The organism is Methanobrevibacter sp. (assembly GCF_045112895.1).
Lineage (GTDB): Archaea > Methanobacteriota > Methanobacteria > Methanobacteriales > Methanobacteriaceae > Methanocatella.
The window spans coordinates 1-20,526 of record NZ_JBGUIH010000017.1; the positions used below are offsets into that span (position 1 = coordinate 1).

The 20,526-nt window shown below is 36.3% G+C and carries 21 protein-coding genes; 16 read left to right on the forward strand and 5 right to left on the reverse strand.

Translation table 11 applies throughout. The annotated features are described in order from the left end of the window. The 6 genes from ACJMLD_RS03525 to ACJMLD_RS03550 all read left to right on the forward strand — a co-directional run. Positions 1 to 308, forward strand: a 308-nt coding sequence (locus ACJMLD_RS03525; RefSeq protein ID WP_405268026.1) for a DUF6794 domain-containing protein, incomplete at its 5' end; no start/stop codon positions are given. 282 nt (positions 309 to 590) lie between these two features. Then, positions 591 to 878: a hypothetical protein gene (locus ACJMLD_RS03530; protein WP_405268028.1), complete on the forward strand. Its 288-nt coding sequence runs from the start codon at positions 591 to 593 to the stop codon at positions 876 to 878. 11 nt (positions 879 to 889) lie between these two features. Further along, positions 890 to 1,306: a hypothetical protein gene (locus ACJMLD_RS03535; protein WP_405268030.1), complete on the forward strand. Its 417-nt coding sequence runs from the start codon at positions 890 to 892 to the stop codon at positions 1,304 to 1,306. A gap of 205 nt (positions 1,307 to 1,511) precedes the next feature. After that, positions 1,512 to 2,276, forward strand: coding sequence for a hypothetical protein (locus ACJMLD_RS03540; RefSeq protein WP_405268032.1), 765 nt, complete (start codon positions 1,512 to 1,514; stop codon positions 2,274 to 2,276). An 8-nt stretch (positions 2,277 to 2,284) separates the two neighbouring features. After that, entirely contained in the window at positions 2,285 to 2,881 is a 597-nt protein-coding gene (locus ACJMLD_RS03545; protein ID WP_405268034.1) for a hypothetical protein, read from the forward strand. A gap of 80 nt (positions 2,882 to 2,961) precedes the next feature. Next, positions 2,962 to 3,723 (forward strand): SseB family protein, encoded by a 762-nt coding sequence (locus tag ACJMLD_RS03550; RefSeq protein WP_405268064.1) that lies wholly within the window; start codon positions 2,962 to 2,964, stop codon positions 3,721 to 3,723. Positions 3,724 to 3,771: 48 nt separating this feature from the next. On the opposite strand, the gene ACJMLD_RS03555 is transcribed toward ACJMLD_RS03550, so the two are convergent. Then, positions 3,772 to 4,680, reverse strand: a complete 909-nt coding sequence (locus ACJMLD_RS03555; protein WP_405268036.1) for a hypothetical protein — start codon at positions 4,678 to 4,680, stop codon at positions 3,772 to 3,774. A gap of 388 nt (positions 4,681 to 5,068) precedes the next feature. Between ACJMLD_RS03555 and ACJMLD_RS03560 the strand changes: the two genes are divergently transcribed. The 7 genes from ACJMLD_RS03560 to ACJMLD_RS03590 all read left to right on the forward strand — a co-directional run bounded on the left by ACJMLD_RS03560 (position 5,069) and on the right by ACJMLD_RS03590 (position 11,824). Next, positions 5,069 to 6,754 carry a tetratricopeptide repeat protein gene (locus ACJMLD_RS03560; protein ID WP_405268038.1) on the forward strand — a complete coding sequence of 562 codons (1,686 nt, stop codon included), beginning with the start codon at positions 5,069 to 5,071 and terminating at the stop codon, positions 6,752 to 6,754. 1 nt (position 6,755) lies between these two features. Continuing rightward, on the forward strand, positions 6,756 to 6,908 hold the full coding sequence (locus ACJMLD_RS03565) for a hypothetical protein (protein ID WP_405268040.1): 153 nt from the start codon (positions 6,756 to 6,758) through the stop codon (positions 6,906 to 6,908). Between the two features lie 28 nt (positions 6,909 to 6,936). Next, on the forward strand, positions 6,937 to 8,676 hold the full coding sequence (locus tag ACJMLD_RS03570) for a tetratricopeptide repeat protein (protein WP_405268042.1): 1,740 nt from the start codon (positions 6,937 to 6,939) through the stop codon (positions 8,674 to 8,676). Between the two features lie 16 nt (positions 8,677 to 8,692). Further along, entirely contained in the window at positions 8,693 to 10,465 is a 1,773-nt protein-coding gene (locus ACJMLD_RS03575) for a DUF6794 domain-containing protein (protein WP_405268044.1), read from the forward strand. A 594-nt stretch (positions 10,466 to 11,059) separates the two neighbouring features. Further along, a complete protein-coding gene (locus ACJMLD_RS03580) occupies positions 11,060 to 11,341 on the forward strand; it encodes a hypothetical protein (RefSeq protein WP_405268046.1) in 282 nt (93 codons plus the stop codon). Between the two features lie 86 nt (positions 11,342 to 11,427). Continuing rightward, positions 11,428 to 11,619, forward strand: a complete 192-nt coding sequence (locus ACJMLD_RS03585) for a hypothetical protein (protein WP_405268048.1) — start codon at positions 11,428 to 11,430, stop codon at positions 11,617 to 11,619. Then, positions 11,603 to 11,824 (forward strand): hypothetical protein, encoded by a 222-nt coding sequence (locus tag ACJMLD_RS03590; RefSeq protein ID WP_405268050.1) that lies wholly within the window; start codon positions 11,603 to 11,605, stop codon positions 11,822 to 11,824. Before ACJMLD_RS03585 ends, ACJMLD_RS03590 begins: the two co-directional genes overlap by 17 nt. Before the next feature lie 30 nt (positions 11,825 to 11,854). Here ACJMLD_RS03590 and ACJMLD_RS03595 read toward each other — a convergent pair whose 3' ends face one another. Beyond that, positions 11,855 to 12,136 (reverse strand): hypothetical protein, encoded by a 282-nt coding sequence (locus tag ACJMLD_RS03595; protein ID WP_405268051.1) that lies wholly within the window; start codon positions 12,134 to 12,136, stop codon positions 11,855 to 11,857. Positions 12,137 to 12,257: 121 nt separating this feature from the next. On the opposite strand from ACJMLD_RS03595, the gene ACJMLD_RS03600 reads away from it, so the two are divergent. Continuing rightward, a complete protein-coding gene (locus ACJMLD_RS03600; protein ID WP_405268053.1) occupies positions 12,258 to 12,725 on the forward strand; it encodes a double zinc ribbon domain-containing protein in 468 nt (155 codons plus the stop codon). Here the strand turns inward: ACJMLD_RS03600 and ACJMLD_RS03605 are convergent. Continuing rightward, a complete protein-coding gene (locus ACJMLD_RS03605; protein WP_405268055.1) occupies positions 12,700 to 13,677 on the reverse strand; it encodes a zinc ribbon domain-containing protein in 978 nt (325 codons plus the stop codon). The two genes, ACJMLD_RS03600 and ACJMLD_RS03605, sit on opposite strands and share 26 nt — an antisense overlap. A gap of 101 nt (positions 13,678 to 13,778) precedes the next feature. Here ACJMLD_RS03605 and ACJMLD_RS03610 point away from each other — a divergent pair, with 101 nt between their 5' ends. Further along, positions 13,779 to 16,934: an ATP-dependent DNA helicase gene (locus tag ACJMLD_RS03610; RefSeq protein ID WP_405268057.1), complete on the forward strand. Its 3,156-nt coding sequence runs from the start codon at positions 13,779 to 13,781 to the stop codon at positions 16,932 to 16,934. 18 nt (positions 16,935 to 16,952) lie between these two features. On the opposite strand, the gene ACJMLD_RS03615 is transcribed toward ACJMLD_RS03610, so the two are convergent. Next, positions 16,953 to 19,256, reverse strand: a complete 2,304-nt coding sequence (locus ACJMLD_RS03615; protein WP_405268059.1) for an AAA family ATPase — start codon at positions 19,254 to 19,256, stop codon at positions 16,953 to 16,955. After that, positions 19,257 to 19,400 carry a hypothetical protein gene (locus ACJMLD_RS03620; protein WP_405268061.1) on the reverse strand — a complete coding sequence of 48 codons (144 nt, stop codon included), beginning with the start codon at positions 19,398 to 19,400 and terminating at the stop codon, positions 19,257 to 19,259. 245 nt (positions 19,401 to 19,645) lie between these two features. Between ACJMLD_RS03620 and ACJMLD_RS03625 the strand changes: the two genes are divergently transcribed. Continuing rightward, positions 19,646 to 20,526 (forward strand): integrase (locus ACJMLD_RS03625; protein ID WP_405268063.1); only part of this gene is annotated, 881 nt, incomplete at its 3' end.

The following is a 20,526-nucleotide window of genomic DNA, read 5'->3' on the forward strand; positions in this document are numbered from 1 at the left end:
TTGCAGAGGCGATTGATTATCTGGTTGTTAATACTTCACGGGGATTTATTGATGCAATCTATGAGATGGATAAAAGGGAAACAGGCAGTTTGCATTTCTCGTTGGGAATGTGGATTAGAAATGAGTTCGGATTGAATGGCCGGAAAAACCGTGGGTTGCTCAGGGATTTGGAATTCGATTTATGGGCTGACGGCTATTCATCACAAATTCTGGATGCATTATGGGATTATGTGCAGGAAAACTATGATGATATAGTTGAGAATACGGAATTTACAAACAGCATTGACATGTATAAGTATTTATTATGAATAATACTTATTTTAAGTAATGCCCATTGAGCATTTCTAAACATATTTTAAATAATGCATTACTATGGATGAATTCATGATTTCAGAATATGATTGTTATCAGATTGAAAAGTTGCATTGGTACTAAAAAATTGATTTTAATTAGTAATAACTTAAATGAGAAGCTATTGACAGTTAGATTTATATTTTAGGAAAATAGATATATGCATTGTGGCAAAAGTAACTTTTTCAAGTTGAAAATTTGGATTTTATACGAATTAAGGGCAATAATCATGTGAGAATATGACAACAAATTTGGACAATTTCAAGAAAAGGATGGAGCAGGCAAAGGAAATCTACACCCGTGAAATCACTGACTTTGCAGGCAAAATCGATGCTTTGGGTGAAATGACCCTGATTGAAGATCCTGATATCGATACTCAGAACTACATCTATTCCTTTGAGAACCTAAACGGAACTTCCCAAGAGGATCTGGACGAAATTCTTCTGGAAATCTACAATCATATGGAGGAGTTTTCAAAGCGCAACGGCATTGAGGAGTTCTATCGGTTTGCACGTGTCTGGCTTTGAAGGTGGCGATTATGGATATTACAAAATACCCACAATATGAGCTGTATCTCCTGACCTTGAATCTTGAGAACTTAAAAAGCAGGATTGTTCCGGACAATTGCGATGAGAGGTGCATCAATTCAACAATAATCAGCAGGGCCTATTTCAGCTCGTATCTCTATTGCGCATTATGGCTTGAGTATGTAAAGAATTTCATTCCAATACCGATTACGCAATTCGGCGATGATGAAGCAAAGATCAGCGAACATGTGCAGGTTCGAAATGCGCTTTTCAATTTCGGCCAGCAAAGAATTGAAGAAAAGTTATATAAGCTTGCAAATCTTAGAAAAACTGCGGACTATGATCCGTTTCGCGATTTGGCTCCAACCGATGTATCCGATGCAATCGGCTATATGGAAAGCATATTCGACCATCTGAAGTTTGACTGAAGTTATTTTTTTTTAATATTGCGAATTTACATGATTACGTCAATTTTGATTTTTAATTATTTCTATAATATGCTGTTTTTACCATAGAATAGATGTTTCTTCTGCATCATGATATTCCTTTTTAGCAAGATAATCTCTTTTATTGAAAATCATTTATATATGATAAGGACAAAGTTACTAACAAGATTGGCACAAGGTGGATAAGATGGAAAGCAAACATAAGATTGTCATTGGAATTCTGGTAGCGATAATTCTGATTTTGGCTGCAGGCCTTGCAGTGATTGTGATGCATCCTGGAACAATTCAAACGGACATTCTCGATACCAAGGACTGCACACTAAATGCAAGCCATTTCAAAGATCCCATTAATGAGAATGGTGGGTTCAACATAATCGACACTGCATCAGATACCGACATCCTATTTTCAACAGTCGAGAAGGATTCAGTCGACAATATTGTTGACAGCTGGGAGAACGGAGCTTTGACTGGCAGGTCCTATACTATTGCAGGTCTCAACGGACTTTTAAGCGAGGATTTCAATTCGAAAGGATTGGCGTTCTACTTTGAAAAGAACGGCCAGTACTACATGATCAGTGCGATTTCCTCAACCGAGGAGGATATAGACATGGAAAGCTTCAGGGCAGTATCAGTACTTTCCGAGTTCAACGAGATTCTAACAGCCTGGCAGAAGGGAATGCCTGATGTGTCGAACGTTGACATTGCTCAAAATGATGGAACAGTGACAATAGATTCCGACACTTCACAGACTGAAGCTGTCCAGTCATCTTCTCAAACAACTTCCAACGACAATGTAAGGGAGGAGGACCAGATAACTCCAGACGGCTGGAATCCGAAGGAGCATGAAGTGTCCAGAGAGCCATTGGATGACGGAAACGAAAGGGTAAACTATGACGACGGCTACTTTGTAATAGTGGACAAGGATGGAAACATAATAACTCATGGATATTAGGTGATAAGATGGAACACAGATTCAGGGAAGACGAAAACGAGCTGCCGTATCTTCTCAATGAAAAGAGGGACCATGGCAGGCCTCCAGGGTCTCACAGCAAATCTCAAAAGCCAAAAAGCACTGAGGAAAAGGTCAATGACATATTGATATCAATGGATGTGTCCTATTCTCAATACATCAAGCTTAAGGAGAAGGTCATGTCATTTCTGGATGCAAGGGACTGCACAGGCCTGACCGTCAAAGAGGATTATGGAGAATATGACTTTATATTCACCCGTGAAAACGAATATATCCGCTCAACACACAGGTTCGAATATTTCACGGAGTTTGAGCTTGACTGCCTCTTCAGCGACTGCTATACGACACACAACTATGACAATCTATTGAAAAATCCCAGCTTTCAGGACCTCATTAAAAGGTTGGGTTTTGAATTCATGGGCTGCAGCGGAGGATATCAGGTCAAAACCAAGTATTTCTCTGAATTCATAATGATGGATGAGCTGGATTTGGGGGTCAACTTCAAGGTGGGCTCCAAAAGAAGGCGCTATAAGCTTGATTTGGAAAAGATGAAATTGAGCGAAGAGTATTTTGAATATGATTTATAGGTGATAGAATGGATAAGGAAGAACTTGAAAAGTTAATCGAAGAGACAACAGGAATGGACAATTCCCGCCTTGAGGAACTGATGGGCGAAGAGCTTACTGCCGAAAGCCAGAAAGAATTTCTGGACCTGTTCAAAAAATCCCAGCTCTTCATGCCGGTGACATACTCCCCAAACATGTTCGAAGGCATTGAAAATGCAAAGGAGGGCGACATCTTCGAGCCTCAGGGCCAGGTAGGATTCGACATCAACTATCTGACAGGAAATGACGGATCGAAGGCGGTACCCCTCTTTACAAGCGACGCGATGATGGAGGCTGCAGGAGCGAGAAGCTCATCGATTGCAATATTCATGAGCGACCTTGCAGATATGCTTAAGCAGTCCGACAGGTATTCGGCGGTTGCGGTAAATCCCTTCACCGAACATGACATCGTCATGCCGATTGGAATGTTTTTGAGCTTGTTTCATGAGCCTACGGAAGAGGAAAAGAAGTTCATAGAATCCTTGAATGAAGTTCTTAAGGCCTTGAAGGAACATTCGGTCGAGCTTGAGGAGAATATCACACTGTTCTTCAGGCATGATGAAAACGTGATGGTCGAGAATGCCGTCGACGGGGTATTTGTTCCGCAGGTTCCCTTTTCTGTAAGCAGCAATCCGAAGTATGGTGAAGGCTTTAAGTATACCAATATATTGATGATGCCTGCATCCAAAAGGATTCTGCCGATCGGTCGGGATGCGGAGCTTGACATCATAATCGCTCCGGGTACTGAATTCAAGCTTCAAGACACCCTGGACGGAACACAGAACCTTTGGATGTGCGGCGACCAGCCGTTCTATGATGAATAGGAATTAAATTTTTTAGTTTCAATTCCCATTTTTATTTTTTTTTAGATATTATTCGGAAGTAGTTTCCTCTTCAGTGTCATCATATTCATAGTCTTCATAGTCGTCTGTGTCTTCGTAATCATCGTAGCTATTGTCATAGTCATTACTGCTTGTGTCGTCAATTGCATCGGAATATCCTTGGTTGTAGGCGTTTTGGCTGCTGCCTTGTGCTTCACCTATATAAACCCATTCGCCGTTGGACTGCAATTGATACAGGCCGTCGTAATGCTCGACAACATCCCCGACATGGTAGTATCCAACGATGCTGCCGTCATCGGCATAGAACGGAAATGTCTTGTCGTCGCTGGATGATGAGTCGGATGATTCGGTCATGGTGGCATTTGTCACATCTGGGAGAGACCCCTTTTTCCACTGGATGCTGTCCAATATATCAATCATTTCTTTTTCGTCAACGCCGATGATGATTACTGTCTGGTTGACGGTGTTGTTGTTTCTGATGCCCACTGAACATTCCTTAATATTTTTTTCGTCATAATCCTTGCCGAGTTGGTCGCACAGTTCCATTATGCTTTTTTTGTCAAGCTTGTAAAGTCCGTTGTCCTGCATCTCGCCGTGCTCAACAATCAGCTTTGACAGGATTCCTGACGCCAATGCCCCTACAAAGTTGCTGTTGTCGAAGCCGGATACTGTAGTGTTCTTGGCGGTGACATATGTGTTGCCCAGGTCGCTTTCGTTTGTAAGGTTTGTGCTCACTGGCACTTCAATTGTAGTTCCGTTTTTAAAAAGTTCAACAGTCTTTGTCTGTTCATGCATCAGGCTTAAAGCTATTGCTCCGCTCAGTGCAATGATTGCAGCAATCAATGCTATAATAATTATCTTGTGAATCTTTTCCATTTTATAAACACCCTCTTTATTCTGTTTGAATCTATGTACTGCATGATATTTATACAATTTCATAATATCTTATCAACAACATACCTATATCTGAGTTTTGAGATGTCAAGTGATGCTGGAAATTGATTTTATAGCCATTGCATATATTTATTATACTGCCATTTCAAATTAGGTCGGATTTTCAAAAGGGTTGAAGTTAATGTGAGATTCCCCTCATTAAAATCAATGTTCGGAATTAAACTTTGATTTAATCAACAATACATTCTATGATGATGCTAGAATTGCCGATTATGTCATGCCATCAATTTCACCTTTTGACCGAAACATTTATAAACCATAATTTAGTAATAGTATAACAACAAAGTATACACAACCTAAAAGACCAATTCGAACCATCACCTGAACATGAAGTTCAGATGAGTTATCGAAAAAACTAATTTTCGGTGATTACATGACAATACAGAAATTATTAGATAAATGTGAAGACGCATACATTGAAGAGGATTTCAAGACTCTCCTTGGGCTATGCGATGAGGTTCTTGGAATGGATCCAGACAACCAGACTGCAATAGGCTACAAATCAGTATCATGCTGCTTTTTGGGCCATCCGGAAAAGGCAGTGGAAATATTGGAGGAAGCCATCGAACGCTATCCGAACAACTACTATATGAAAAACAACCTTTCAATGGCCTATTATGATTTGGGTGAATACGAAATGTCCCTTGAATGCTGTGATGAAGGGTTGAAAATCAAGGAATTCGACTGGCTGGTCGAAAACAGGATAAAGGCCCTGCTCAAGCTTGATAGAACCGATGAGGCAATTGAGTGCTATGAAAAGACACACGAATCTGTTGCATTCTGTGACCTTCTGGTTGATGCCGGCAAATATTCTGAGGCACTGGAGTACTTCTGCGATGACTACAACGAGATTGTCGACAAAATCAAGGAAAGGGATGTCCATGCTGTCGGTGATTTTTACCTTTCATGGATTGACATGATAAAATCCAGATCAGATACCAGAGTCTGTCCCGACTGTGGTGGCGAGCTTATCCCAATCGTTTGGGGATATCCGAGTCCTAAACTTCTTAAAAGGGCTGAACGTGGAGAGGTCTTTTTGGGAGGCTGCTGCATTCCCCCGAACAATCCTAATTACCGCTGCAAAAAATGCGATGGGAAATTTGATTTGGGAGTGAATGGCCTTCACGTTGAATGCCTTGACTTTAATTTGAATGAATATATCGAATATAAAATCAAGGAGTTGACTCGTGTTCTTAATGGAGGGGCACTTGTTTTTATTCATTCCAGGGATACCATCAAAAGGGAACTTAAGGGATATGACGATGAGGAGTTTGATGCATTGATCAATCATCTTGTTGAAATTGGCTATATCTATGAGCCTCGTGAAGGTTATTTCAAGCTTGCAGGATTTGATGACTGGAAATGCGCCAAGGAATATCTTGATGAGGGAAAGTTTGCAGCTCCTTTGTGGCTGGCCTATCCGCAGTTTTCCGCCTGGACCATATTCTGGAGAATGAGTCCCGGCGAAGACTATGGGATGAACCATCCCCACCATTCAAAGGAGTATAAGGAGCTCTTTCCGATGCCGGAATACTGGAAGTTCCGCTTTGGAGAAAGCCCATACAAGCCGCATCCTCTTTTAGGATACTTCTGGACTGAGGATGGAAAGCCTAAATATCCTCATGTTAGTGAGGGAGTTGAGGTCAACGGCTTCATAACATTAGGCGATGAGAAGCAATTTCAATCAGACACCTTCACCTTCAAGTCAATCGAGCATGCCGAGGCCCTTTCAAAATACCTGTACTTTGAAAAGCATGGCCGCAGGGACGATGAGATAAGCTCTCTGGAATTGTCTGATGAGGATGAAAGGCTTTGGGATGTCTATAAATATTCAGTCCTTTTGAATGCAAGCTACTTCAAGGTCATGCAGGATGAGGACCTTAAAGATAAGCTTCTTGAAACCGGCGACAAGCCTCTGGTCTATGTTTCCGATGATGAGAAAAATTTATTCGGAAGGGCTTTGATGGAGGTCAGGGACGAGATAAGGAGAGTCTGCAGGAATGAGGATTTGATCGACTGGGAATATACAGAATATCTGAAGCACAAGCCATGGTGGTAGCATGCTGGTGGAATTGACACTTATAAACATTTTCCTTAATCTGCTTCTGATATCCATCTGGCTTAAAAGAGGATTCATGGAAAACAGGGTAACCATCTCAGTAATGATGGTCTGTCTTGTGCTGAATATGATCTGTGTAATGCTCTACATTTGAATTTTTTTTTAAAAAGGAGGATGATAATATGGATAAGTTGAAGATATTGTCCGGCAATGCTTGCTTTCTGGTTAAGAATACGTCGGATACAATGTCTCGAAAGGATTTTGAAGGATATCTTAAAGATGAAGGCTTTGCCGAATTCAGGAAATACGGCTGGAAGGACAGGGGATGCTTCTACATCAACGTCAACAGCATGCGATATGCCGCCGGAGTGCCGAAACCTGCAAAGCTCGCGTCAACAATAGTGGGCGAAGGCATAAAAAACCCTTTCACCATCGACGAGTTCATGAGGATCTGGAACATATTGAAAAGACACATGGGAGATTTGAATCCGACTGATGAAATCACCAAAGGATGCTCTCTATTTCTTGTCTGCGATGATATGCTTAATGAGTCCAGTAATGATTTCATTGACTATCTTGATGGTGAAAACTTCAATGCGCTTTCTGACGACAGCTATGGCGGAAGAGGTATTGCTGCGGTAAACGTCAAAAGCATGATTTATTCAAAGGGAAGGATGGCCGATGCGCTCGCTTCAACATTTGTCGGCGAAAATTCGGCCTGCGCACTGACAGTCGATGAGTTCAAGACAGTATGGGACATCATAAAAATGCATAGGGAGGACTCTTCTGTCGAAGCGTTGTTAAGGCAATGCGAAGAGTTCGATGATTATCATAAAGTCATCGAATGCTGCGACAGGGTATTTGAAATAGACCCCGGCAACGCCCAGGCGCTCTATTACAAGGCGCTGGTGCTCTTTGACTTGAAGAAATATGACAAGGCCCTTGATTTGGCCGAGCGTGCAATCCGCATCCATCCAGAAGACTACCGCTTCCACAACATAATGGCCTTCATATTTACTGACCTCTATAGGTTTTCCGAAGCCATCGGATTCTACAACGCTTCATTCCGCTTGGGCGGATTTGACGCAGAAGGCAGCGAATCGACATATCAGTACAGGGCAATATGCCATTTGAGAAAGGCAAGGGAGGACTTTTACATCAGAAAGGATTCGGATGAGGCATTGAAGAGTCTGAATGTATATCTCAACCAGTTTCCCGATGACAGGGATGCGATGAGGCTCAGGGATGACATGTCCCGTGGCAATTCAAGGCCGGTGGGAAAACTGAAGCATCTTGAATTCAAGGCCCATGAACTCTACGCATTGGGATATCTTAGGCAGTCCTTTGAGGCATACGGCGAAGTCTTCAAGGCCAGCCAGGAGCTGAAGAGAGGCATTGACAGGACCTCCTGGAGTTGGTGGAACCCGGTTTTCGGCCGCATGGAAAGATTGGACAACTTCAGATGGTATGATGAGGTTCTCTCAATGTGCCTGCTTGAATTCAATGGAAGCTATGAGGAGTTTTTCGAAGGGCTTTTTGAAATAAGCGAGGAGACAATATCCGCATGCATCGACAGGGCAAAATTCCTCTCAAAGGTGTACGGTGAGGATTTGTGTGTTGAATATTTAAAAAAGCTGGTTGATGCCTGCCCGTCAAGCCGTGAGGCCAGAAGCTATTTTGATGAGGTAAGCTCTGAAATCGGGATAAGGAGCCACTTAGCAGAATGCGCTGTTTTCAGGGACTATGAAAGCATCGATGAGTATGTCGATGATGTTATATTCTGCCTGATGCATTCATGCAGGTACAGCGAAGAGGCCGCAAAGAACTTTGCTGAAATTAAAAGGGATGAAATCGAAAGGTGCTATGAGCGAAAATGCCCTGCAGACGATTTGGCGATGGACTATTATAACCTTTGCGGATGATTCAGGAGGTATTAAAATGAATGACAAAAAGGAAATTAGAAGGAAAATTGTTGATTATCTATGCGGCAGCGGAGATGGTTTATCAGATGAATTCATAAAGCTTCTTGAAGATGGTGGAATGGGAGAGCCTGAAGGCTTATTAATCAAAAATGATCTGTTGGAATTGACTGACCGATGCTGTAATTTAGATAATAAGTTTTATTATAAGTATTTGCATCAATTTGAAATAAGTCATGGGCTAAAAGAGGATGATGTAATCAAATTACTTAAAGAAGATGACTTTAAGGATACCATTGGCTGTTATTATGCCGGTAATTATCGTCCAATCATCGGTTATGATGATGGAGATTATTTAAGATTACTATCACAACAGTATCCTCAATCAATTAGGGAAGCAGTCTATGAAGCCATAAGCTTAATGGATAAGGAAGAGATTGACTTTGCAAAGGAATGTGAAAAATCAACATTTAGATGCATGCATCATTTTGGTTTAGGCCTTTATATGAGAAACAATTTCGGAATAAACAATAATAAGGCAAAAAATTTGATCAGTGAACTTTATGGAAAATCAGAAAGGTTCATTTTTATGCATGATGATATGTCTGGTGTTTTGCTTGAGGAAATCTGGAAAGAAATTCAGAATAATTATGATTTCATCATCGAAAATAAACACTATAAACATAAGAAATACACTTGGGATTTAAGTGCTGAATGTGAAAGCTTGCTTGAATCGGGAGATTATAATAGAGTTCTTGATAAATGCGAAGAGATATTCAAATTAAATCCTCAGCATGAGGGGGCAATAATCTTTAAAGTAATCTCCCTTCATTATTTAAAAAAGCATTCAGAAGCAATTGACACTATAGATAAGGCGATAAGTGACTGTGATAATTATAAGTTTTATTATATCAAGTCATTTTTATTATTTGACTTGAATAGGCATGATGAAGCTTTTAAATGTTTAGATGATTGTCTTTTAAGGAATCCTAAAAACATCTACATCATAAACAAGAAACTGGAGCTGTTGCTCCAGATGAATGAGTTTGATGAAGCATATGAATTTTATAAAACATTGGATGATGATATTCTTCTAAAGGGGTTTAAAGTTCAACTTTTGGCCTCAAATTTGGCTAAAAACAATATGCATGATGAAGCTATTGAATGCTATAACAAAGTGTTGAAATTAAAATTAACTGGTTATTCCCAGTGTGATTATGACATTAATGATTTTTATCTTTTGGATGAAATCAAAAAGGATTTCATTGAATTGGGTCTGGATTTAAGTAAGATTTATCCCAATGATTTGTATTTGGATTGGATTGATAATTATTCATTTGAAAGATTAACAGGAAACTGTCCAATTTGCGGTGAAAAATTAATTCCAGTATATTTTAGAGGTTGTCCCAATTCCGAGTTGATGGAAAAGGCGCAAAAAAATGAGGCGATAATAAAAAAGGATGTCATTGGTGATGAGGATCCATTTAGATGTAAAGATATATGCTATTGCCCCCACTGTAAAAAAGACTTTGATTTGGGAATCAATGGATTGCATGCGGATTGTGCAGAAAACTACGCGCAAGAGAAATATGCTTTGGATAAAATCGTTTTGTTATATGGGTGTTTTTATAAGGAAACCGTTTCCCTAGATGAGTTAAAGGAAGAATTTGACTATTTTGATGAGAATGAACTAAATGCATTCATAAATAAGTTAAAGGATATTGATTATCTCATTGAAATTGAACAAGGATTTTTTGGATATTCGTGGCGTCTTGGAGAATATGAGAGCTAATGACAGAACATTCAAAAGTAGGTGATTATGAGCTAGAATTATACGATGATATTAGAAAAGAGTGGTTGAATTGTTTTTTTTTTTGAATATGCATCATGGGAGAGTCACGTTTCAAATTAAATGCCCTTTTTGCATATCTCATTCCATGAAAAAAGAGGTGAATAGTATGATATGGCTTGCCTTTTGGATAATGATTCTTTTGATCATTTTCACTCTTAGCGGACCCCGTCTATAGAGGGAATATCTTCAAAAAGAAATCAGAAAAATAGTAATTGGAATCATAATTTGAATATGAAAAGGAAATATTATAATTAAATGAGTAATGTGAATGGAGATTAGGGGATATGGCGATGCAAATCCAGTATTATATCAGATTTTAAAGCATATGATGATAAACGGAAACTTTTGGAAGATAAATTAAAAAGGATAATAAACAAAAATTTGAGGATATAAAGAGTTTGAAAAAAAATTTGACAAAGCAAAACCTATAAAACTGTCATTTTAATGTTTGTTATGGGTGGCTGTCAGTGATATGCTTATGATTTAGGTGATGAAAATGAGAGTAATGCATCCGGGATATGGTGGTGAATAATTATGCCGATAAATGAAAAGAATTATCCGATGACTTATAAAGAATATGAACAAAGAGTCATAGAATTATTTATAGAATCTTATCCTATGGAACACCAGGAAAGGATAATGGATAGAATAGATAAGTTGTTAGAAGAGGACCCTTATTTCATAAAATTCTTATATCATCAAGACTGCAGCTATTATGATAGTGATGCTTCAAATTCAGGCGGCATCTTTAATGATGATGCCTTAAAATCAAGACCGGTTTATAATTTGGAATTATTAATCGGCGGAGGATTATAAATAGGAAGATGGATCATGATTTTAGTTTAAAACGGATGTTTGGTAAGATGATTTTGGATTAGAACTAACAGATGGGTGAAAGAAAAATGAAGTCCAAAGAAAGTAAAAATGTTGCCGATGATATTCCTTTAGACAATAGTGAAATGACTTCCATAATGACGGAATATGTCGAAAGAGCAAAAAGAGAATCAGAAAAAATCGCCAAAGAAATCTATGAGGAAGTCATGGAATATAGAAAATCAAAGGAAAATGAGGCAGACCATGAAATTCAAGAATGACGGTGGATATGGCGATACGGGAAACATCACCAAATATTACTTCCTTTACCATATTCTTGATGATGAACAAAGAAAGGAGTATGAAAAGGAATTGGAAGAAAAGGACCCTAAAAGATACTGGGAATTTAAAGAATGGGTAGAAATGCTTGAAATGGGCAGGAAATATGGGGCAAAAGAGAAAAAAAGAAGATCTTTAGAGGAATAGTTCGGAATTGGTATCTGGAGCTATTGAACTCTAACCGTTTTCCCCCAGCCATCCCTGGTTGATGTCAGGGTATCCGCATTCCTCGCAGTAGCCATTGTAGTGCGGCGCTCCGCAGGCCGGGCATTCGCTGTAGTCGTCTCTGCTGTAGTCGTCTCTGCTGTAGCCGCCTGAGTAGCCTGTGCTTCTAGTTTTTGTGTTGCTTCTGGAGCTGCTGGAGGGCTTGTCGTCCGCACAGCAGAATGAGACGATGGCTACGAAAATGACTATCATAACAATCAAAGTGAAAATGTCGCTTGCCGGATTTGAATACATGTTTAAGAGTATATTCCGTTATCATATTTATAGGATTTCATAGGATTTCTTATTAGAAATAGTTAAATAATAATTTTAACACAGTTAATATTAAGTAATAGCTTAGGAGGGTGATTTTATTTTGAATTCAGATGATAAAATCATGAAAGAATCTCATAATGATGAAAAACAATCCAATACTTTCAATTACTCAAAAGAGGATGCTAAACTGAAAGATATTAAAATTAAACCTCCAAAAGTTTCTAGATTGCTAACTTTTAAACGTGAAGCTATTTTTTTATCTAATTTTGATTTCAATCTCAAGTCATGTCCGAAATGTGGATCTAAACTGTTGGTTGATGATTTATTTTGTTATAATTGCGGAACTGATGTAGTGAATGTTGAAAAAGCAGTTGAAGTTTACAAAAAACCTATTGTTTCTAAACTTTTGACTTTTAAACGTGAAGCTATTTTTTTATCAAATTTTGATTTTAATTTGAAATTATGTCCAAAATGCAATTCTAAGTTGTTAATTGATGATTTGTTTTGTTATAATTGCGGTGAAAAAGTAGATGAGAATATCATCAAGGAAAATGATAACTCTCATTAGCCTCTTTAAATAAATCTCTGAAATCTTGTAGTGGTTTATACATGCTTCTATTTTGAGCGGCATCATATCCTGCATTTATAATGTCAGTTAATACTTTTATTTTTACATCATCAGGCATTAAATCGTCAATTTCCTGTATAATCTGGTCATAATTCGGAGGGAAGGAATCTTCCTTGAATTGCTGTTTGATTTCATCACGAAGATCCGGACCGATAAATTCTTCTAGAATATAAATTATGTCATGTGCCATGGTGTTTCCAAATAGAAATGCTAAGCTTATTTGTTCCTTGTCTTTTTCAGGGTCAAATTCTTTATTTAAAATATTGTTAAAAGAACCGTAATTTTGATATCCATGTGGAATAAACCTTCCTTCACAGGTATGTGCACAGTATTCATTGGTAAGGGACACTAATGGGCTGCCGGTTACTGCAAACCATGAAAATGCTTCTATAGATTCGCTTTTGTTGCACTGCCATACATACATTAAAAGCTCTTCAATAATCTCGGAGAAAATATGGTGTGCCAATTCATGAATCAGTGTTGAAATCTGGCGTGAGTCATAGAGCCTGTCATCAATTGTGATGCTGTTGTAGGCATAATGTCCAAGGGCAGCTCCGCTTGTTTTATAGTTTATTTTTGCATATGACTGTGCAAGTATTTTAATTTTATCTAAAATGGATAATTCGCTCTTTTTGATGTGATTTTCCTTAATGAGCTGGTTTAGATGGTCATGACCCATATTTATAATGTTTTTTATGACGATGTTGTAGCTGTCAATTGTTATTTGATTGATTGCCTTTTTGTTTTTGGCAGTAAATATTTCACGGAATTTTTCTTGCTTATTTTCTTCAAAAAATTCAGGTTTTAATAGAAATTCTCCACATTTTTCACATTTGTTGTTTGTGATTTTATTTGCACTTCCGCATTTAGAACAATATACCATTTTAGACATAGTTTAATATTTATTTTTATATAAAATAAATCTATTTTTTTAAGGATACGTTTTTAATATATTGTTAACAAATTATTATTAATAATGCATGGGGTTAAATTATGGCAATTGAATTGAATGAAGAACAGAATGCAATCGTTAAATACGAAGGCGATAAGTTTTTAAGTGTTCAGGCAGGACCAGGTTCCGGTAAAACACGTGTAATTGTTGAAAAAGTTAAACATATGGTTAAAAATTTAGGTGTTAGGCCAGAAACATTTCTGATAATCACCTTTTCCACAAAGGCGGCTGATGAGTTAAGGCAAAGGTTGATTGAAGGTGAAATTCCTGCAAGTGATGTTCAGAAAATGCATATTTCAACTATCCACTCCTTCTGTTTAAGTCTTCTTGAAGCAACAGGAACTGTTGGATTGGATGTTGTTGCAGATGGAGAAAAGCTAAACTTATTCATTAAAAAACATCTACGAGATTTAGGATTTGAAAATGAATCTTACACTACAACATATGGAATTAATGAAATCATTAAAAAATATGATGAATATGCCACTTTTGGTGTGGATACTGAAAGTTTAACTGAATATCTTGAGGAATTCTTCCCTGTGGATGAGGAATTTGTTGATTTTGTAACTAGATACATTGAAGAAAATGATGGTGAATTTCCAACAGATGAAGTAAAAGCCAATGATTTGTATAAGGAATCATATAAAAATGCAAAATACATTCAGATTGCCCGTTCATATCCAGAATACCTGGAAATATTGAAAAGGGAAAATGCAATTGACTACAATCAGATGCAGATTAAAGCAAGGGATCTGATGGATGAAGGATACATGCCTGCGTTAACCAATATTCTAATAGATGAGTTTCAGGACACCGACCCTATTCAGATGGCAATATTTGAAAAGTTCATAGAATACCCTGAAACCGAATCATTCACCGTTGTAGGAGATATCAATCAGAGTATCTATGGATTCAGGGGGTCAAACGTTAATTATTTCAAACATTTAAAGGAAAAATATCCTGATAAGTTCGAAGAGCTTTACCTGTCAACCAACTACCGTTCAACAGAAGAAATCATTGATTTGACACAGGATTTCATTGTTGAACATTATGATTCTCCAGAGGATTTAGTTCCAGCAAAATGCGGAAGCGGAAAACACAATTGCGTTTACTTCATGGTAAATGAAACAAACGAGAGTGAAGCGGAAAACCTTCTGGAAGTCATCAAATATTGCGCTGATAATGGGGTTAAATATTCAGACATCGGAATATTGCTTAGATCAGTCACTGCTTCTTCATCCTGTTTCAACAGTTTAGCTGATTTACTAGAAGAAAATAACATTCCTTATCAGGTAAGGGGAACAGGGGACTTGGCTGATAATGAAGAGCTAAAATATGTCATGACACTAATTTATCATTTAATCCAGGATGATGATCCATATTATACCTTTGTGCCTGGTCAAACTGCAGACTGGCTGAATTTAAAAACATTGACAGGTGCAAATGATGACAATAAGGTATTGTTTGAATTGTCAGATGATACAAAAGAAATATTAAATAGATTGCAAGATGAATTTGAGCAAAATGTTAAGGATATGGATGAAATTGTTTGCTCTGAAATGGAAGGAAGGAAAAGAGGAATTGAAAAATTCCATGGAATATTTAATAAAGACAGGAAACGTCAAAATGAAGTTTTCAGCCGTGTTAAAAAACCGATTCTTTCAAATGAGAATCTTATTGCCTATGGCATTACAGATGAGAATGATGTGGAATTTTTCCATAAACTAAATGAATTAAAGTCAAGAGTCAATGCTGAAGAATACTATGACAGACCAACAATTTCTGAGGTCTACTTTGAACTTTTATGTGACATAACAGGTTATTTGACTCAGGAATTGGTAATGAAGGATGAAGAAACTGCCTATAATTTAGCCTCTCTCATACCTTCAATATCAACCTATGGTGAAGTAATGTATGATAGGGGCCTTAGAGGTGCATTTTGGTTTTTAATCCGTTCAATCAAAAATCTTGATGCATATAAACCTGATGAAGAGGCGGTGCAGTTTATGACTGTCCACAAATCCAAAGGTTTAGAGTTTCCGGTTGTAATTCTTGCTTCACTGCGTGATAATGGATTCCCCGTTAAATTTAAAGAAGAAGACGAAAATTCAGTTACTTACACTCCTGAGGAATTTTTATTAAACCCTAAATATGATGGTGATGCTGAAACATCCCATATCGAAGAGGAAGAAAGGGTAATTTATGTTGCAAAAACAAGAGCAGAAGATGAATTGATTTTATCAAGCATTGTTAAAGGCAGTGCTGATGCAGTTGAAAAGGCTTTAGGGGACACTACGGTAGAAAATATTAAAGCTATCAATAACGCTCCAATAAGAATCAAGGATGTCATTGATGATAATTTAGATTATTGCAGATTAATCAATCCAAAAGACATTGACATCAACATACTTGATATTGATGAGGGTGATGAAGAGGAAAAAGAATTGGTTAATTTGAGTTTTACTGCGCTTGAAAACTATCAGGAATGTCCTTTAAAATACAAATTGGCAAATGAAATGGGTTTTGCAGTTTCAGTTAAAAAAGAAATCGATGATGGTATTTTCATACACTCCGCCCTGGAAATCATCAACAAAAAAATCTTAGCAAACAATAATGAATATGTAGGTGATGGGGAAGTTGTTGAAACTGTTAAAATGTTATTTGAAAGAGCTAACTTGAAGTTTAAGGAAGAACAGCCTGAAAAATATGAGATGAAATTAGAAACAATTACAAAGGATGTTCTTAGATATTACCATGAAGTAGGATGTGACTTAACAATACTTGCAAGTGAATATCCATTCTACATTAAAGGTGAAAACTATGGATTTTCAGGTGTTGTTGATTTAATCTATGAAAAAGATGGAAAACTAGGAATACTTGATTATAAAAACACATCACTTGTTGGCGAGCAGTATCTTGCAAAATACAGAAAACAATTGCACTTCTATTTAATGGCTCTGCGTGATGAAAAACTAGAATTTGAAGGACGCAAGATTGAAGAAATTCAAATATATGCTATCAAATATCAAAAAGGCGATAAATTATTCTCCTTGGATATAGATGAAGAGTATATTGAAGAGTTAAAAGATGAGTTAAAAGAGACAGCTCAAAAGATTAATGACAAGAAGTTTGAGCCGAATCCAGTAGACTCTGATATATGTAAGAATTGTCCTTATGGAAAAATATGTCAAAAGTGATAATGTTTGATTATCACTTTAATTTTTATTTTTAAAACTTATTTTTTTCAGACAGTTTGGATGTGTACAAATTGCATATTTATATTCCTCATTGAACCTTAAAAACGCATTGTGTCCCTCCCAACACTGCATTGATTTTTCAAATTGGGATACTGCATCTCTAAACTTTATAACTTCATTGATGCTCACATCGAGATTTGCATCGTCATCGTGTGATAACAGATTGCCCATGTATCTGGAACTGTCCAGGGTATCGAATACTTCCTGATAATATTCTTTGCATTTCGGAGCGGAATTAAATAGTTTTGACTCCAGGAAAAATGGTTTTATGGCTCTAAAGTAATCATCAACCATATAATGTTTTTTTATAGGCAGCGGAATTTGATTAATTTCGCAGACCTTTTCAAATATGTTTTCTAGTTGTCTTCTGATGGCATTTCCAGCGGCAAATGTATCTCCAAGTTCAATGTATTTGTCAATCAGTTCATTAGGGGATAAATTTCTTGTCAAAACAGGTCCTGTGTTTTCATCAAGTGTCCTGATTTCTGCAAATGTGAAGTTAGGGTTTAATCCATAATTATGAACATAATTTTTAAGCTGTCTGAACCATAGGTTGCTGTGTGTTGTAATTATGAACTGATAATCCTTGAATTCAGATAAAAGCAACATAGCAACTTTTTCTTTATGGTTAATGTCTACAGTTGAAATGATGTCATCTAAAATGATGAAGTTATACTTGTTGAAGCGTTTGACAAATGCCAGAAAAATACATAATCCTAATGAGTCCAAATGGCCTTCACTTGAAAATGCTCTTGGATCTGCTGAAATCGTATTGAACTTCAGATTAAGAGTGATTCCGGTTGATTTTGGAACGCCAATTGCAGGTGAGTTAAACTCCTCATCTGCATGGATGAAATTATAATAATCGTTTACCAATTGTTCAATATCATCAATAATGTTTCTAACAGCATTCTGCTTTTTATTCTTAAACAGTTCATAAGTGATATTACTTGTGTTAAACTGGTTTTCAAGCAGCTTCAGTTCATCTTCCAGTTCCTGCTTTTGACTTAAGTTGATTAATACTTCATAAATGTTTCCCAGCTCACGAGCATTTTCATCATTTAAACTGTCAAAATCGTTTACAATTTTTCCCTTCAGCTCATTGAATTCCTCTTCCAGATTTATCAATGCATTTGAATCTATTTGGGATAATGTGATTTCAAAATCAGCCAGCTTATCCAGATTGTTTGTTAGGTCATCTAAGTCATTTTCAAATGCATATTGGGACTTTGCTGAAATGATCTTCATGTCATTGTTCAGTTTAATTAATTTGCCTTTAAATTCAGCATAATCGTTTTTCCAATTGATTAATGAGGTTTCATTTCTGTTAAGTTCTTGTTTCTTATTTTTGATATAGTTTAGAATCTGTGCACTTTCAATATTTCTCCTACAGACTGGGCATGTTTGAGGCTTTTCTTTTTCAAGATATTCGCTTGATTTGTTTAAGATATCAAGCAGAGTGCTTGTTGATTTTAATTCATATAATGCGGCTTGCTCATATGAGGATAATAACTCTTCAAATTCAATATTTAATGAGTTTATATCAATATCCAGCAAATCAATTAAGTCAAATAAATCATTTGTCTTTTCAAAGTCATTTATTGGAATGTTGTTCAGGAATCTTTTGAGATTGGTGTCTTCGCTGATAGTCTCAATATCATGCTTTTTAAGTATTTCATTGATTCTTGTGTAGATGTCATCAGTTTCACACTCCAAAAGCATTGTGATTGTGTTTACTTTTTTTTCAATCTCTTCTGTTTTGTTTTTGACTTTATTGCGGAATCTTTTATTGGTCTTATTTAATGTTGATTCGATTTTATCCAAATCGTCAAACCCGATAAGTGTAGTAATGCTTTCGTAACGTTTGGCAGGTGTGGTTTCTATGAAATTCAAAAGCTTTTTACGATTCAATAAAAATGAAGCGTTTTTAAAATCATCAATCAAATCATTTAACTCTTCTGAATAGTTAAACTCATCAATACTTCTTGTTATTGTGGATTGATTAATTTTAGCTTCAACCAACAATTCTTCTTTTTCATCGCCAATGTGCAGGATTGATTGGGTGTGATTGATGGCCTGTTTTCCACTTAAAGTGTCAACTTTACCTGTGAATAGATATTCGAATGCGTTGACAATAGAACTTTTTCCACTACCATTTTCACCAACCAATACAAGAGATTTATTGTTAAAATCAATACTTGAATTTTTAATGCCTCTGAAGGATTTAATTTCAATATTTTTGAGTTTGATTTCACTAACCATTTAAATAACCTCTTGAATGAGTTGTTCTAATTCATCTTCAGTTAGTTGTTGCAATTCAATGAGTTTTTTAAGAGATTTGACATATTCAGGTGAAACTTCTTCCTGTAAACTTCTGTAAAAATCATTAAAGAATTCTGTTTTCATGATTAAATCTTATAAATTTATTGAATAATTAATTTTTCTATTGATTTTATTTGTTAATTATAAGATTTATTTACTCTTTTTGGAGCAATGATTCTGAAAGGTAGCTGTTGTTAATTTTTCTAAAATTAAATATAATTAGAAATTCTCTTGAATCACTTAAAAAGTAAAGTCTCATTGTTTCAGTATTATTATTGGTCAGCAACGAATTTAATGTTTTATTTATGTAATTTACAATTTATTTGAATATGAAATTATTTATTATGTATTCTAATAAGTTATTCCAAAAATTTTACAGAGATAGAAATATTAAATCAAGTACACGTAAAGGTTATGATTCAGCTTTAAGACTATATGAAAATTTTAATGGTAAAACAATTGATGATTTATTTGCTGAAGCACGATTTGAGGAAAATGAAAGAATCCCTCTTAAAGATAGAAAAATAAAAAAGAGACTAATTAACTTTAGAACTTACTTGCTTAACAGTAAATTATCACCCAATACTTCAAAGACCTATTTTTCAAAAGTAAAGACATTTTACTTACATTTTGAGTTTGAGCTACCTCATTTACCGCAAGCCAAATATGATAAAATTTATGAAACCAATTATCTAGACTTACCAAACCGTGAACATATACGTGAAGCACTACTTATTTCACCAATTGAGTTAAAAGCAGTGATACTGTTCATGTCATCATCTGGAACTGCAAAGGCTGAAACATTATCATTAACAGTTGAACATTTTGTAAGGGCAACTCAAGAATATCATCATGGTGGATCAATAGAGTTTATTTTAGAAACACTTGATAAAATGAACAATATTGTTCCAACTTTTTATTTGAAGCGTATTAAGACAGATAAATATTATTATACATTTTGCACTCCTGAAACATCCTCACATATTGTTAAATACTTAAAAACACGTGATAATTTGAAATTGGGAGATAAATTATTTGATTTTACTTCTTCACAATTATTTTCAATGTTTCAAAATATAAATGATAAAATGAAATGGGGATTTAAAGGAAACTATAGATTTTTTAGGAGTCATTCCTTACGTAAGTTTCATGCGTCTAATATTGGATTATCTGCAGAGTATATTGATACACTTCAGGGTAGGAGTAAAAA

What these genes read in the sequence shown, in the direction of transcription:
- ACJMLD_RS03530 (WP_405268028.1), top strand. Translation starts at nt 591, where the DNA reads ATGACAACAAATTTGGACAATTTCAAGAAAAGGATGGAGCAGGCAAAG.
- ACJMLD_RS03535 (WP_405268030.1), top strand. Translation starts at nt 890, where the DNA reads ATGGATATTACAAAATACCCACAATATGAGCTGTATCTCCTGACCTTG.
- ACJMLD_RS03540 (WP_405268032.1), top strand. Translation starts at nt 1,512, where the DNA reads ATGGAAAGCAAACATAAGATTGTCATTGGAATTCTGGTAGCGATAATT.
- ACJMLD_RS03545 (WP_405268034.1), top strand. Translation starts at nt 2,285, where the DNA reads ATGGAACACAGATTCAGGGAAGACGAAAACGAGCTGCCGTATCTTCTC.
- ACJMLD_RS03550 (WP_405268064.1), top strand. Translation starts at nt 2,962, where the DNA reads ATGGGCGAAGAGCTTACTGCCGAAAGCCAGAAAGAATTTCTGGACCTG.
- ACJMLD_RS03555 (WP_405268036.1), bottom strand. Translation starts at nt 4,680, where the DNA reads ATGAAATTGTATAAATATCATGCAGTACATAGATTCAAACAGAATAAA.
- ACJMLD_RS03560 (WP_405268038.1), top strand. Translation starts at nt 5,069, where the DNA reads ATGACAATACAGAAATTATTAGATAAATGTGAAGACGCATACATTGAA.
- ACJMLD_RS03565 (WP_405268040.1), top strand. Translation starts at nt 6,756, where the DNA reads ATGCTGGTGGAATTGACACTTATAAACATTTTCCTTAATCTGCTTCTG.
- ACJMLD_RS03570 (WP_405268042.1), top strand. Translation starts at nt 6,937, where the DNA reads ATGGATAAGTTGAAGATATTGTCCGGCAATGCTTGCTTTCTGGTTAAG.
- ACJMLD_RS03575 (WP_405268044.1), top strand. Translation starts at nt 8,693, where the DNA reads ATGAATGACAAAAAGGAAATTAGAAGGAAAATTGTTGATTATCTATGC.
- ACJMLD_RS03580 (WP_405268046.1), top strand. Translation starts at nt 11,060, where the DNA reads ATGCCGATAAATGAAAAGAATTATCCGATGACTTATAAAGAATATGAA.
- ACJMLD_RS03585 (WP_405268048.1), top strand. Translation starts at nt 11,428, where the DNA reads ATGAAGTCCAAAGAAAGTAAAAATGTTGCCGATGATATTCCTTTAGAC.
- ACJMLD_RS03590 (WP_405268050.1), top strand. Translation starts at nt 11,603, where the DNA reads ATGAAATTCAAGAATGACGGTGGATATGGCGATACGGGAAACATCACC.
- ACJMLD_RS03595 (WP_405268051.1), bottom strand. Translation starts at nt 12,136, where the DNA reads ATGTATTCAAATCCGGCAAGCGACATTTTCACTTTGATTGTTATGATA.
- ACJMLD_RS03605 (WP_405268055.1), bottom strand. Translation starts at nt 13,677, where the DNA reads ATGTCTAAAATGGTATATTGTTCTAAATGCGGAAGTGCAAATAAAATC.
- ACJMLD_RS03610 (WP_405268057.1), top strand. Translation starts at nt 13,779, where the DNA reads ATGGCAATTGAATTGAATGAAGAACAGAATGCAATCGTTAAATACGAA.
- ACJMLD_RS03615 (WP_405268059.1), bottom strand. Translation starts at nt 19,256, where the DNA reads ATGGTTAGTGAAATCAAACTCAAAAATATTGAAATTAAATCCTTCAGA.
- ACJMLD_RS03620 (WP_405268061.1), bottom strand. Translation starts at nt 19,400, where the DNA reads ATGAAAACAGAATTCTTTAATGATTTTTACAGAAGTTTACAGGAAGAA.